Raw genomic sequence first — 13283 nt, forward strand, 5'->3', positions numbered from 1 at the left:
TATAGTCATTCAAACGTAAACGGATAGTCATTAATTAATCATTTGATTAATTTTGAAAACTATCTGTAGCGTTAATACGTAATTTTGTGTAACAATCCTAAAAGGTTCAACCTTAGGCACAGGATTTGAATAAAGGATATCGTCATGAAAAATATTACACAAAAATCAAAACAACTGCACAGTGCCATCGTAGATTGGCTGCTGTTTAAAGGCCCGGAACTATTCATTACTATTTACGGTAAGTAATTAATTTTTACTTTTGCTTCCAATTATGGAAGTAAAAGAGTTTTATCAAATGTTCCACGTTTGGCTGATTACTAAAGGCCCCAAATACGTAGCTGGAATAATCATTTTTTTTATAGGTCTTTGGTTAATTAGGTTCTTACGCACGCGGCTCCGCGATAGAATGCTCAAAAGAGGCATTCATTCTTCATTACAACCCTTCTTTTTAAGTTTAACAATTACCTCGCTTTACGTACTGCTGGTGATATGGGTAATGAATATTATGACTTGGGAAATGACAATTTTCACAACCATAATAGGTGCCTTTAGCGTTGCAGCGGGTTTAGCGCTATCAGGGACTTTTCAAAATTTTGCTGGTGGTGTACTTATACTTTTATTAAAACCATTTGAGCTTGATGATAGCATAGTAGCCCAGGGTCAGGATGGGAAGGTAACATCTATCCAGATGTTTTATACCGTTTTAATTACTGCGGATAATAAGCAGGTTATTATTCCCAATGGTAAGCTATTTAACGAGGTTATAGTGAACGTAACCCGCGAAGGCAGGCGTAGGCTTGATTTCGAGATTAAGATAGCTTATGCCAATGATTTGGATAAGGTAAAGGCGATCATTAATGACGCCATCAAATCAACAGAAAATTTGCTTGATGAACCAGCGGCAAGGGTAGGCATTATTTCGATGGAAATAGATTCCGTTAGGATCACTATAAATGTATGGGTTGTGCCAGCCAATTTCTTAACCGCCAAAATTGCCCTCCAGGAAAAAATATTTAAAGAATTTAGCGCTAATGGGGTCGCTTTTCCTAAGGCAGGTTAATAAGGGAGTCAAGAGGTAAGAATCAAGAATTAAGAAATAATGTTTTATATGCGCCATGTTATTGCGAGCTCAGGGTGGCAAGTTATAGAATCCCAGACTTACGAAGTTTTTAAAACTTCGTAAGTCTTCGCCGCTTGTGATTTCCACCTTTGTATTTTCACTGTATTTTCTTCTTAAATCTTCTGCTTAGCCTTCAACTCCAAATACTTATTAATTGTATTAATCGTCAAATTTTGCGGCGGACTTAATATAGATTGTATCCCGTATTTAGCCAGCTCCTTTACAATAAGTTTTTTATCGTAGGCGAATTTTTCGGCAATGGTTTTTATGTAGATGCCTTCAACATCCTTCGCCGGTTTTTCGCTAAGGGTTTTAAGTTCGGTGTTCTCAAAAAACACGACCAGCAGCAGGTGGAATTTGGCAATTCTTTTTAAATAAGGTAATTGCCTTTCCAGTGCGTTCATACTTTCATAATTGGTGAAAAACACTACCAGGCTGCGTTGCTTTATTACATTACGTACGGTGCTATAAAGCAGCTCCATATTGGTTTCCAGGTAGCGTGTCCTTTCTTTGTATAAAACCTCCAGTATTTTATTCAGCTGCGCAGGCTTCCTATCGGCGGGAATAACGGCGCCAATTTTTTCTGATGCGGTGATCAAGCCGGCTTTATCTTCTTTTATCAATGCCACGCTTGATAATACCAGGCTGGCGTTTATGGCATAGTCGAGCAAGCTCAATCCATCAAAAGGCATTTTCATAGCCCTTGATTTATCAATTACACAATATACATGCTGTGATTTTTCATCGGTATAGGAGTTAACCATGAGGTTGCCTTGCCTCGCGGTGGCTTTCCAGTTTATGGTACGATAATCGTCGCCGGCAACATAGCTTTTCACCTGTTCAAATTCAAGGCTGTGGCCAATGCGCCGTATTTTTTTAATGCCAATATCTGTTAACCGGTTTGATATTGCCATTAGCTCGAATTTACGCATCTGCAGAAACGATGGATATACGGGTAATGTTTCCGCCTGTTCAAATGTGTAACGACGACTGATGAAGCCTAAAGGCGATTTTGCGTAAACGTGAATATCGCCAAACTCATATTCGCCCCGCTTTGTGGGTCGCAACACGTAGTTGATCAGTTTACGCTCGTGTGGTTTTAAATTGGTTTTAAACCAAACATCGCGCTTTTGAAACTGAAAAGGGATCTCATCAATAATGCCGGCGCTTATATTAAAAGAATACCAGTTTTCAATGTATACGCCAAGATCATTGTTATCGCTATTGCTTAACCTTTCGGGTGCGTGGCGCTTTGCAAATACACCATTCCTGGTTTTGTAAAGCATTACTATATCAATTAAAACCAACGATAACAGTAACCAAAACACCAACTCGGGAATAGAACCCAGCCATGTGAAAAAGAAGGAAAGCAGGAACAACACCGCGCAGGCCCCCAAACCCGCAAACAGGCGGTTGGTTAAAAAAAGATCCGTATAGAACAGGCCGTATATTTTTTTCACTCCGGGTATGTTATCGTGGTATTTCTATTTTTTGTATAATCTGGGCTATAACCTCATCTGGTGTTACGCCTTCCATTTCCTTATCCGGAGTAAGCATAATACGGTGCCTTAAAACAGGTGCAGCTACGTAGATAATATCTTCGGGGGTTACAAAATCACGCCCTCTGATAGCCGCCAATGCTTTAGCCCCATTGATTATGGCCAGTGATGCCCGTGGCGAACCACCCAGGTACAACGACTTATGGTTGCGGCTTTCAAAAACAATTTTTGCGGTAAACTCAAGCAATTTATGTTCAACATGCAGCGCTTTTACCTGTTGCCTTAACGCGATAATTTCTGCTGCCGATAATACCGGTTCAATATGGTTTAGCTGGTCGGTTGTTTTTTGTTGGTGTTGTTGGGTAATGATGGCTATTTCGTCGGCCAGCGTGGGGTATTTGATCTCTATTTTAAAAAGGAACCTATCAAGCTGTGCTTCGGGCAGGCGATAGGTGCCTTCCTGTTCAACGGGGTTTTGGGTAGCCAATACTGTAAAAGGCTCCTCCATTTTATAGGTGTGGCCATCAACGGTTACCTGTTTTTCTTCCATTGCCTCAAACAATGCAGATTGTGTTTTGGCAGGTGCCCGGTTTATTTCATCTATCAGGATAATATTGCCGAAGATAGGTCCCCGCTTAAACTCAAACTCGGTTGATTTGGGATTGAAAACCGATGTGCCCAGGATATCAGAAGGCATTAAGTCTGGTGTAAACTGTATACGTGAGTAGCGTGCATCTATAGCCTTTGAAATAAGTTTTGCAGTAAGCGTTTTAGCTACCCCGGGTACGCCCTCTATTAAAATATGCCCATCTGCCAGGATACCCGCAATCAGCAGATCAATTGATTCCTGCTGGCCAACAATTATTTTTGCGAGTGTAGCTTTTATTTGTTCAACCGCTGTGCCCAGCTTGCTCAAATCAGTTCGTTGTTCAAAAAATTCGTTTTCCATATTACCTGGATTGGGTATAAAATTGTTCAATAAGATAGTTAAGTTTAATTAGTTCCTGATCGGTAATGTGCCCATGCGTATTTATAAAATTTATAGCATTCACAATATTACGTGCCAATTGGGGCTCAATGCCGGTTTTCCTGGTCATCATTTCGGTAAATTCCTCATCCAGTTTGCCGGTTTTTAATTTATGCTGATCGCGCAGGTACTCTAAAAAATAGATGGTTTTTTTATGCGCGATATTGGCGTTGTTTCGTTTTTCGTAATAAACCTGGCCAACTACAGTAACAAAATCAATGGTTGAGTTTTGCAGCGGTGCAATTACAGGAATAATGCGTTGCCTGCGTTTTACTTCATACAATACAAAAATCAGCAAACTGAAAAGTGATATGTAATAAGCCCAGCTTAAAGCCGGATTTGATAAAAATACGCGCATAGGTGATTCTGCATCGCCAGATCCCTGGGTATAATACTCATCCCATAACAGCTGTTTGGTGTTTCTAACGTACGATAATGCGGTGGCTGCATAAGCAGCGCCCTGGGGTGTAAGCAGGCTATAATTGCTCAGCATTTTAGGGTTAGCCATGAGGTACAAATTGCCTTTGCCAAAGCGGTATTTTATAAAATTGGCTTTGCGGCTATCATTCTGGCCTAATACGGTTGCCTTTGCGGTATCAATGCTATTGAAATAAAAACTGCCGCATCCTTTATCAAGCTGGTAAAATTTTGCGGTATCTAAGGCCGGGTTTAGGAATCTTACGGGCGTTTTTCCCTGCTGGAAAGTAAAATCTGCTCTTGTTTCTATATGCAGCTTTTTTTGCAGTAAAGTGCCAAAATCAGATGCTGCAATAAAAACATCATTGCCTTTGGCAATGTATTTTACCAGTTGTCCGTACTCTACTTTCGTTACTTCTATTCCGGGGCATATAATGATGTATGAAGCTTGCTTCAGGCTATCATTGGTGAGTGCATTATAAACGGGTTCGCGGCGCGGATTTATCGTAGCGCCCGGAAAAAGATCTTTAACCCTTTTGTAAATAATATAGGCGCCAAAGGGTGTTTTATCTTTATTAACAAATGTTTCTGCCCAATTTATAGGCTTGGGGCGATTTAAATTTGCAACTATATAAATGGTAAATAATGTTGTTGCCCCAATGATATAATATTTGAGGTCTTTCATGCCAGTTGTTTTTTAAAGTTTTGAAACAACTGGTTAATGTTTTTAAATGCATTGCTATCAATAGAGAAACCGCCGTACCAAACATATTCAAACTGGCGGGTTAACAGGGTAAAAGCCTGCCGTAATGAAGGATCGTTTAATTCATAAATATAAGCCGAATTGGTTTTATCAGTTTGCCAGCGTATAAGCTCATTATCGCTTAATTGCTTGAGGCATTTTAAATAAAGCAGGCGTACGGCCAGCCGGTAGTTATGCAGGGCTATCGCTTTTTCAATTTCGGCGTCAAAATTAATTTCGTGTATGTTTTCAAGCGACTCGGTATAATGCAGGGTTTTGTTTGCCTGCCCCATCCATAACTTAACGGCGTCCATCCCTACAAGCTTAAAGCTTACGTATACAAGTAAGGCAACCGCAAGCGCCAGCAAGGTGTATTTAATAAACGCGCCGGCTAACGGGCTGTTGCTCAATTTGCCAAAAAGCTTGTTCCAAAAATACGCCCAAAATCTATCCCAGGCACTGGGGGCCTCTATAACGGTACCGTTGTAATTAAATTCTTTGGCCTTTTTGTATGTATTGATGGAGTCGGCGCTAAAGCTTTTAACAACAATGGCCGAGCTGTCTGTTTGTAATTTTGCAGGTGTTTTTTTTACCGATGCAGCAAATGCTCCGCCCGAAAATAAACCCGCTATCAGTACAAATAAAAACGTAAATAACAGTTTTTGCATAAGCTTAATATTGTTCGGCAGGCAAATCATTGCTGTTATCAGTGCCTTTGCCAAACGTATCAATACGGCCTAAAATACCGGTGCCATCCTTTTGCTCCGAAAGGCTGAAATAGCACATCGTTAATGCAATTGCCGGTAAGGTGTAAGCAAGCATTAAAACATTGCGCATAATGCTGAAAAATATCACAATTGGTGTGTTAAAGCTTTTAAGCGATACAAATGAGCGGGTTGTAAGTATCAGGCTCATGGGGACATTAATAAAGGCGCCCAAAACGCTTACGATGATACTCATGATGACGATAACCCCAAAAACCGTCCACCAGTTATCTTTTACTAATGTGAAACTTTTATTGAAAGCATAGCTGAATGAGGTGTTTTCCATCACTATAATGGGAAATAAAAGGTAAAGCGGCGGCATCAGGTATATGCCGGGAATGATACATAAAAGAAAACCTACAAACATTAGCAGTACCATTAATATGCTACTGCCCAGCGCCCGCCAAAAGTAGTATTTAAAAAATCCCCAAACCTCGGCAAAGGTAGGCTGTCTATCTTTTCTTTCCAGGTAAACAGCAATATAGCAAAGCGTAACCAGGTATATGCTTAACTGCGCAAATACCAGTATAAGCGCATTTACAATAACGGTTATTGCATATGAGTAAGCTGTTGTTGCAGAATCATACGTATCGGGATTGAATTTTGTGGTTGTTAAGCCTACTAATTTTAGTTGGGTAAGGGCGGTTGTAGCAGCGCCTGCAAGCACAAAAAAACCGCATATAATAAATAATGCTTTAAATAAGGGTTTAAAGTTTTCCTTTAAAAAAGTAAATGTGTCATTTATAATTTCGCCAAAATCGCGAACTCGTCTTAACTCAATAGGTTGTTTCATTAATTATAAGGTTTGTGTTTAGTTTTTTATTTAGTAATGCCGGGTACAATATTACGTACCAAATAATGAACACCAATGACGATGCTAAAATAGTTATGCTTAACCAGGCAGGCATTTCGGTATGCCGGGTTACAAAACTTTCAAAAAAGGCGGCTGTAAGAATGATAGGGATTATGCCTATAGTTATTTTTAACCCTGCTTTTGCACCGTTTTTTACCGATACCAAACGGGTGTGCGTTTTAGGGAAAAGTAAACTGTTACCCAAAATGAGCCCCGCTGCGCCTGCAATGATAAATGACGAAATCTCCAATGTGCCATGGATCCATATTACCAGCACAGATTGCAGACCAAGACCTTTGCTAAAAAAATAGTATTGAAACGAGCCCAGCATAATGCCATTTTGCAAACTCACATACAATGTTCCTATCGAAAAGAAAATCCCCAGTACAAAAAAAATGACAGCAACTTTTGTGTTGTTGGCTGCTATCATCAAATACATGGCAACAGATGAGCTATCTTTATATACACCAAAAGGATCGCCTTTGGCTATGTTATCATTAGTCATGTTCACATAATCATTGCCCATGATCAGTTTTACAAAATTGGTATCGTACTTTGCGGATAGGACACCCATGAGCGTGAAGATTATAAAAAAAACAAAAGAGTAAAGTAGCTGCCTTCGGTAAGTATAAAATATATGCGGAAGTTCATATTGCCAAAAGCTTATAAAGCGATTGGTTTTTTCCTTTTTGTTTTTATAGATAGATTGATGAAAACTGGCAGCAAGGCCATTTAAATATTGTGTTGTTTTTGATTTTGGATAAAAAGTTTTAGCGTAGGCCAGGTCGTCTGTGATAGCTATAAAGGCTGATGCAAGTTCATCCGGATCATTTGTTTTATTCTCCTCGTATTCCTTCCATTTTTTTGAACTTTGTTTAATAAACAGGGCTTCGCGCATCTTTTTTTAGCGATTATTTTTTTGTTTAAAATACTCACAAAACTTTAATAAGCAATCATATTTTTAAATAACAAATATATCTTTGTTAAGATGCAAACGATAACAGTACATACCACCCAAAACATTGATATTGATTATGAGATAGCCGGTATTGGGGAGCGAATACTGGCGCTGTTAATTGATTATGGGGTATTTATTGCATTAAGTATCGTAGGCGGTATTTTGGCCCTTAACGGATTGACTGAATTTGGGGTAAGTTTTTATTTCATAGTTGTAGGCGTAGCTTTTGCATTTTACGATTTAGTTTGCGAGGTTTTTTTAAACGGGCAGAGCCTGGGCAAGCGCATCCTTAAAATAAAGGTGATCAGCCTTGATGGTAACCGGCCAACTTTTAGCCAGTATTTATTACGGTGGGTATTAAGATTTGTTGATTTCCCGTTAACCGCTTACCTCGGCGCCCTTGTTTCGGCAATTGTTACTGATAACGGGCAGCGCATTGGTGATATAGCTGCCGGCACTGCTATGGTGAAAACACATCCGCGTACGCAAATGAATAACCTGGTATTCAGGCCATCTGAGGATACATACGTGCCGGTTTTTAAAGAAGTGAGCCAGTTAACAGATGATGATATTAATTTAATTGCCGATGTGCTCCATAATTACATGCGAACCCGTAACAGTATGATAGTATATAATATGGCACGGCGTATTATGGATCATCTGCAAATTGCTTTGCCGCCCGGCATGAACGATATGCAATTTTTAGAAACCATAATTAAAGATTACAGCCACATAGTAGCTCAGGCTGATATGTTGTAGTGGTTGTAAAGCCCCCACATTTTAATGCAATAACTTATAAGCACTATACTGCCTGCTACCATAAAAAAATCTTTTTTTATGGTAGATTTTGATGTATCCAGTTTTAAGTACCTATCGGTAATGCCGTATGCAAAAAATAAAAGTAAGGGTATGGCAGGAGGGTATATTTCAAAGCTTTTGTGAATGTCGCCCTGTAATAAGGCCATTACAGAACGCTGAAAGCCGCAGCCCGGGCAATCAATCCCGGTTAAATATTTAAAGGGGCATGGGATTAAATGATGCTGCAGCCAATTCATAATAGCACCAAATTATAAAAAAATATATTAGAGGCTGTTTAAAAATAAAAAACATGTCGTCATTGCGAGGTACGAAGCAATCTCCCAATAGGCAGATCGATCTTGTGAGCCCCTCTGTACAGCTTAGAGATTGCTTCGTACCTCGCAATGACGCGTGGGTATGTGCTTCATTAGAAGTCTAAAAATATTTAATAGTCATTTTTAGACGGCCTCTAACTAAAAATTACCCCATCTATCATATTTATTACAAAGCTTCAATGATATATTATTTTTAATTTTGACCTGATGCAAAGAGAACAGATTTCGGTATTTGACATGTTTAAGATAGGGATAGGCCCATCAAGTTCGCATACGCTTGGCCCCTGGCGCGCTGCCCAGCAATTTGTACAATCGCTTGAACAACAGGAGGTACTGCCTATGGTTGAACAGGTGAAGATATTGCTTTATGGTTCCCTTGCTAAAACCGGAAGAGGCCATGGTACTGATATTGCCATTCTGTTGGGTCTTAGCGGCGATGATCCTGTAACTTTTGAGGTTGACCAGATCACTCCTAAAATTGATCATATAACATCATCGCATCAATTAATATTAGGCGGAACAAGGTCGATTAATTTTTCTGTGGCTGATGACCTGCTTTTTTTGTTTAACGAAAGTTTACCTTTCCATCCCAACGCCGTAACTTTTCAGGCGTTTTTGAGTAATGGCAGGGCGATATCAGAAACTTATTATTCTATAGGTGGCGGCTTTGTGGTAAAGGAAGGTGCATCGGCACAATCAAAAAATGAAGTCGATCTGCCATTCCCGATTGATACCGCTGCCGACTTGCTCCATTGGTGCATGAAAACCGGTTTAAAGATATCCGAAGTGGTGATGGAAAATGAGCTGGCCTGGCGCAGCGAGCAGGAAACCCATTTGGGAGTTTTAAATATATTTAAAGCGTTAAAAGAATGTATGTATCGTGGTTGCCACACTACCGGTCAGTTACCCGGCGGCTTAAACGTGGCAAGGCGTGCTTTTAAACTAAACAGTAAACTGATTGGTAGTAATACCTATTCAAATTATGATGAATGGGTTGCCGCCATCCGCAAAACAGGTGGAAGCTTTAAAAATATACTGGATTGGGTAAGTTGTTTCGCGCTGGCTGTTAATGAGGAAAACGCCTCTTTTGGCCGTGTTGTAACCGCCCCAACCAATGGTGCCGCCGGTGTTATACCAGCTGTGCTGCAATATTTTATTATTTTTTGCGATTGTAATACCGATAAGCAGGTTATCCAGTTTTTACTAACCGCATCAGAGATAGGGAGCATATTTAAAAAAGGAGCTACCATATCTGCAGCGATGGGTGGATGCCAGGCAGAAATAGGCGTATCATCAGCAATGGCAGCTGCCGCTTTAACGGAATGCCTGGGCGGCACACAAAGGCAGGTATTAATGGCCGCCGAGATAGCTATGGAACATCACCTTGGCCTTACCTGCGATCCCATTGGCGGCCTGGTACAGATCCCCTGCATCGAACGGAATACGATGGGGGCCATAAAAGCGATCACCGCATCGCAACTGGCCTTGCAGAGTAATCCCGAAAAAGCCAAAGTAAGCCTGGATGCCGTGGTTAAAACCATGTGGCAAACAGCGTTGGATATGAACTCGAAATATAAAGAAACATCTGACGGAGGACTGGCTATTAATATTCCTATCAGCTTGCCGGAATGTTAGCCCCCAAGCCCCCTGAAGGGGGAGTTGGATTTATTGGTTGGCAACTTACTTTTTAAACTGCTTTAATATTTCAGGCACAAGCTTTTGAACCCACATATTATACATTTTGGCCGATGGATGAAGGCCGTCATTAGCCAGTAGGGTAAGATCAAAAGCGGCTTCTTTGGATATAGGGGTAATATCAATATAGTTAACACCGGCTTTCTTGCTTTCTTCAAGGTTAATAGCGTTAAACTGGTCTATTTCCGGGCCAATTTTGCCATCATCGCCATGGGCGTAAGGCGTAACACCATAGTCGGGGATGGATAGCACAAACACATGTTTCTGATTGCCCTTTGCAAACTTGATGGCTGTATTTAAAACCTGTACAAATTTAACCCGGTAGTTGGTTTGGCTGTAACCTCCATATTGATCATTAACGCCAATAAGTAACGTTACAAAATCATAGGTTTTACCTTTTATATCATTGGCATCATTTATTGCGGATATCAATTGATCGGTTATCCAGCCGGTCCGGGCTATGATATGCGGCTCGGTCACCTTAAAATCGGGTAATTGGGCAGCAAGCTGGTAGGGGAATGATTCCTGTGCCGTAACTGATTGCCCAATGGTATATGAATCGCCAAGGGCAAGGTAGCTTAAAGTGTCTTTAATAGTTACGGGCACTACAACAGGCGGCGTAGTTGTAGAGTTATTGCTGTTATTCTGCATTGAATCAGTCTTTTTTGTGCACGCGGATAGCGCGCTTATCGAAAATAGAATTAAAAATAGTGCTTTCATTACATCATCTCCATATCAAACAATACGGAAATATGATGCTTTAGGATTTTTTTAACTTCATTAATTTCAACTTCGTGGCCAAGCTCCTGTTGCATGGAGGTTACGGCCTTATCATCAATGCCACAGGGCACTATGTTTTTAAAGTAATCAAGATTGGTATTTACATTAAACGCCAACCCATGCATGGTTACCCAGCGGCTGCAGCGCACACCCATAGCACAAATTTTACGTGCCTTTTCGTTATCGGCATCAAACCAAACACCGGTATAGCCGGGGTAACGGCCGGCTTGCAAACCATAATCGGCAAGGGTGAGGATAACCGCTTCTTCCAACGTGCGCAGGTAAAGGTGGATGTCGGTAAAAAAGTTATCGAGATCAAGTATGGGGTAAGATACAATTTGGCCCGGGCCATGGTAGGTAATATCACCACCACGGTTAATGGTATAATAAACGGCCTGTTTTTCTTTCAGTCCTTCCTCGTCTAACAGTAAATGTTCGGCTTTGCCGCTTTTGCCTAAAGTGTATACGTGCGGATGTTCGCAAAATACCAGGTAATTAGAGGTCTCGTCGGCAACAAAAGGCTCATAGGCATCCGCAGGAACCAGGCTTTTAGCAGCTTCGCTATAAGCTATTTCGTTGTTGCGGTTATCCAGTTTGGTTTTCACCGTGGTCGAGAACAGATCTTCCTGCCTGTCCCAGGCTTGCTGGTAATCTATCAATCCCCAATCCTGGAAAAAAACTTTTTTATTTTTCATCACATATCCCCTTTAACATAACCAATCATATAATTTTCATACTGCATGTAGCCCACCGTATAATCAATGTTAAGGTGCTTTTTATGCAAATTGGCATTTAACGCGCCATGGTGTTCAAAATTAAAAGGCTCCAAAATAATATTATTGGCAAATGATACCTCCTTTTGCCCGTTGCATTTGTAAATGGCTTCCTTGGCGCACCAGCAAACGTACAGGTGTTCAATTTTTTTATTACTGTTAATAAAAGCAAGTTCCTGGGGTTGCATAAATTTACTGGCAATGCGTTCCACTTTTTGCTGAATCTGCTCAATATCTATCCCCACTTTATGGGTTTTGCTAATCATCACGGCGGCATAGTCAAATGAGTGGCTTAACGAGATATGGTAGGGGAGGTTTACCAGGTAAGGCTTGCCATGCGAGTCAATTCTGCAGTCAATATATTCATCGGTACGCAGCATCTTACGTAGCAGTACGCGTGTGCCCAGCCAGTGCAGGTGGCGTTTGCCTTTGCTCAGTTTTTCAACAAAGGCTTTTTCCTCGTCGTTTAATTGTAGCTGCACATACAGGTCATTAGCCTCCTCCTCAATTTTCCAGAGTGCAAACTCTGTATCATCATCAATACGCTGCCTGTATGCTATCGCCATAAAAGTAAAATTGCAAAATTGGATGCAAACTTATGTGAAATAATTTTAATTATAATAATTGCCGTATCATATTTGTAAAGTATTGATTTTTAATATGATATTCAATCATTCTTGCGCTTTTGCCGATTTTAACAATGCTTGGATAATTACCGGTGCCTTTGTTTTAATTTTTATAATTTAGGCCCTTCCAAAAACAGGCTATGATATTATCTGATAAGCGCATTCTCGAAGAAATAGAAAAAGGAACAATAATAATTGAACCCTTTCAGCGCGACTGCCTTGGCACCAATTCATATGATGTGCATTTGGGCAAACACCTGGCTACTTACCGCGATAGGGTGCTTGATGCTAAAAAACATAACGAGATTGATAGCTTTGAAATACCAAAAGAAGGTTTTGTTTTGCAGCCAAATACCCTTTACCTGGGGGTAACAGTAGAGTACACCGAAACACACAAGCACGTACCTTTTTTGGAAGGAAAATCGAGCACAGGCCGCCTGGGTATTGATATACATGCCACTGCCGGCAAAGGCGATGTTGGCTTTTGTAACACCTGGACACTGGAAATTTCATGCGCGCAACCTGTACGCATTTACCCCGGTATGCCTATTGGGCAGCTAATATATTTTGTTGTGGAGGGTGAAATTGAAACCCTGTATAACACCAAAAGCAACGCCAAATACAACAACCCTACCACCCGACCGGTTGAAAGCATGATGTGGAAGAATAAGTTTTAAGCTGCGGCGGCAGGTTTTATATTTGGGTTTTGATGGTGTAATGAAATTTATTTTTTATTACATTAAACCTTTATTTAACGCCATTGTCAAATCGGCAACTTAATAACCTAACCTAATTATGAAAAACGAACTTTATCTTCACGGCGCTCATCATGCCCAGCATCTGAATACTCAAAAATTTGCACTTATAAGTCGGTAACATACTTGTTATAACAGTAT

Annotated in this window: 14 protein-coding genes; 4 read left to right on the top strand and 10 right to left on the bottom strand. The window is 40.5% G+C overall.

Translation table 11 applies throughout. The annotated features are described in order from the left end of the window. The first annotated feature begins 517 nt into the window (after positions 1 to 517). Positions 518 to 1060: a mechanosensitive ion channel family protein gene (locus AC1DYB_RS15315; RefSeq protein ID WP_477436185.1), complete on the top strand. Its 543-nt coding sequence runs from the start codon at positions 518 to 520 to the stop codon at positions 1058 to 1060. A 173-nt stretch (positions 1061 to 1233) separates the two neighbouring features. Here the strand turns inward: AC1DYB_RS15315 and AC1DYB_RS15320 are convergent, their stop codons facing one another. The 6 genes from AC1DYB_RS15320 to AC1DYB_RS15345 are packed head-to-tail and all read right to left on the bottom strand — an operon-like array spanning position 1234 to position 7320. Then, a complete protein-coding gene (locus tag AC1DYB_RS15320; protein ID WP_477436187.1) occupies positions 1234 to 2580 on the bottom strand; it encodes a DUF58 domain-containing protein in 1347 nt (448 codons plus the stop codon). 10 nt (positions 2581 to 2590) lie between these two features. Beyond that, entirely contained in the window at positions 2591 to 3568 is a 978-nt protein-coding gene (locus tag AC1DYB_RS15325) for an AAA family ATPase (protein WP_477436189.1), read from the bottom strand. Between the two features lies 1 nt (position 3569). Further along, a complete protein-coding gene (locus AC1DYB_RS15330; protein WP_477436191.1) occupies positions 3570 to 4748 on the bottom strand; it encodes a DUF4350 domain-containing protein in 1179 nt (392 codons plus the stop codon). Next, positions 4745 to 5473, bottom strand: a complete 729-nt coding sequence (locus AC1DYB_RS15335) for a DUF4129 domain-containing protein (protein ID WP_295721378.1) — start codon at positions 5471 to 5473, stop codon at positions 4745 to 4747. The genes AC1DYB_RS15330 and AC1DYB_RS15335 overlap by 4 nt, the downstream gene beginning before the upstream one ends. 4 nt (positions 5474 to 5477) lie before the next feature. Beyond that, positions 5478 to 6362 (bottom strand): hypothetical protein, encoded by an 885-nt coding sequence (locus AC1DYB_RS15340; protein ID WP_477391948.1) that lies wholly within the window; start codon positions 6360 to 6362, stop codon positions 5478 to 5480. After that, entirely contained in the window at positions 6346 to 7320 is a 975-nt protein-coding gene (locus AC1DYB_RS15345; RefSeq protein ID WP_477436194.1) for a stage II sporulation protein M, read from the bottom strand. The genes AC1DYB_RS15340 and AC1DYB_RS15345 overlap by 17 nt, the downstream gene beginning before the upstream one ends. A 90-nt stretch (positions 7321 to 7410) precedes the next feature. On the opposite strand from AC1DYB_RS15345, the gene AC1DYB_RS15350 reads away from it, so the two are divergent. Further along, positions 7411 to 8139, top strand: a complete 729-nt coding sequence (locus AC1DYB_RS15350) for an RDD family protein (protein ID WP_477436196.1) — start codon at positions 7411 to 7413, stop codon at positions 8137 to 8139. On the opposite strand, the gene AC1DYB_RS15355 is transcribed toward AC1DYB_RS15350, so the two are convergent. Beyond that, positions 8121 to 8435 carry a DUF2752 domain-containing protein gene (locus AC1DYB_RS15355; protein ID WP_477436198.1) on the bottom strand — a complete coding sequence of 105 codons (315 nt, stop codon included), beginning with the start codon at positions 8433 to 8435 and terminating at the stop codon, positions 8121 to 8123. The two genes, AC1DYB_RS15350 and AC1DYB_RS15355, sit on opposite strands and share 19 nt — an antisense overlap. A 285-nt stretch (positions 8436 to 8720) precedes the next feature. Here AC1DYB_RS15355 and AC1DYB_RS15360 point away from each other — a divergent pair, with 285 nt between their 5' ends. Continuing rightward, on the top strand, positions 8721 to 10148 hold the full coding sequence (locus AC1DYB_RS15360; protein WP_477436200.1) for an L-serine ammonia-lyase: 1428 nt from the start codon (positions 8721 to 8723) through the stop codon (positions 10146 to 10148). A gap of 45 nt (positions 10149 to 10193) precedes the next feature. Here the strand turns inward: AC1DYB_RS15360 and AC1DYB_RS15365 are convergent, their stop codons facing one another. The 3 genes from AC1DYB_RS15365 to AC1DYB_RS15375 all read right to left on the bottom strand — a co-directional run bounded on the left by AC1DYB_RS15365 (position 10194) and on the right by AC1DYB_RS15375 (position 12327). Further along, entirely contained in the window at positions 10194 to 10859 is a 666-nt protein-coding gene (locus tag AC1DYB_RS15365) for an SGNH/GDSL hydrolase family protein (RefSeq protein ID WP_477436202.1), read from the bottom strand. Positions 10860 to 10927: 68 nt separating this feature from the next. Then, complete coding sequence (gene lipB, locus AC1DYB_RS15370; RefSeq protein WP_477436204.1) at positions 10928 to 11683, bottom strand: lipoyl(octanoyl) transferase LipB; 756 nt, start codon at positions 11681 to 11683, stop codon at positions 10928 to 10930. Continuing rightward, positions 11683 to 12327 (bottom strand): 4'-phosphopantetheinyl transferase family protein, encoded by a 645-nt coding sequence (locus tag AC1DYB_RS15375; RefSeq protein WP_295721393.1) that lies wholly within the window; start codon positions 12325 to 12327, stop codon positions 11683 to 11685. The genes lipB and AC1DYB_RS15375 overlap by 1 nt, the downstream gene beginning before the upstream one ends. Before the next feature lie 200 nt (positions 12328 to 12527). Here AC1DYB_RS15375 and dcd point away from each other — a divergent pair, with 200 nt between their 5' ends. Beyond that, the gene (gene dcd / locus AC1DYB_RS15380) at positions 12528 to 13064 is read left to right on the top strand and encodes a dCTP deaminase (protein ID WP_295721395.1); all 537 of its coding nucleotides are present in this window, start codon (positions 12528 to 12530) and stop codon (positions 13062 to 13064) included. The last annotated feature ends 219 nt before the right edge of the window (positions 13065 to 13283 follow it).

Source organism: Mucilaginibacter sp. P2_A4 (assembly GCF_056405015.1).

Excerpts from the sequence above, each read along its gene's own strand:
- AC1DYB_RS15315 (WP_477436185.1), top strand. The coding sequence starts at position 518 with ATGACAATTTTCACAACCATAATAGGTGCCTTTAGCGTTGCAGCGGGT.
- AC1DYB_RS15325 (WP_477436189.1), bottom strand. The coding sequence starts at position 3,568 with ATGGAAAACGAATTTTTTGAACAACGAACTGATTTGAGCAAGCTGGGC.
- AC1DYB_RS15330 (WP_477436191.1), bottom strand. The coding sequence starts at position 4,748 with ATGAAAGACCTCAAATATTATATCATTGGGGCAACAACATTATTTACC.
- AC1DYB_RS15335 (WP_295721378.1), bottom strand. The coding sequence starts at position 5,473 with ATGCAAAAACTGTTATTTACGTTTTTATTTGTACTGATAGCGGGTTTA.
- AC1DYB_RS15340 (WP_477391948.1), bottom strand. The coding sequence starts at position 6,362 with ATGAAACAACCTATTGAGTTAAGACGAGTTCGCGATTTTGGCGAAATT.
- AC1DYB_RS15345 (WP_477436194.1), bottom strand. The coding sequence starts at position 7,320 with ATGCGCGAAGCCCTGTTTATTAAACAAAGTTCAAAAAAATGGAAGGAA.
- AC1DYB_RS15350 (WP_477436196.1), top strand. The coding sequence starts at position 7,411 with ATGCAAACGATAACAGTACATACCACCCAAAACATTGATATTGATTAT.
- AC1DYB_RS15355 (WP_477436198.1), bottom strand. The coding sequence starts at position 8,435 with ATGAATTGGCTGCAGCATCATTTAATCCCATGCCCCTTTAAATATTTA.
- AC1DYB_RS15360 (WP_477436200.1), top strand. The coding sequence starts at position 8,721 with ATGCAAAGAGAACAGATTTCGGTATTTGACATGTTTAAGATAGGGATA.
- AC1DYB_RS15365 (WP_477436202.1), bottom strand. The coding sequence starts at position 10,859 with ATGCAGAATAACAGCAATAACTCTACAACTACGCCGCCTGTTGTAGTG.
- lipB (WP_477436204.1), bottom strand. The coding sequence starts at position 11,683 with ATGAAAAATAAAAAAGTTTTTTTCCAGGATTGGGGATTGATAGATTAC.
- AC1DYB_RS15375 (WP_295721393.1), bottom strand. The coding sequence starts at position 12,327 with ATGGCGATAGCATACAGGCAGCGTATTGATGATGATACAGAGTTTGCA.
- dcd (WP_295721395.1), top strand. The coding sequence starts at position 12,528 with ATGATATTATCTGATAAGCGCATTCTCGAAGAAATAGAAAAAGGAACA.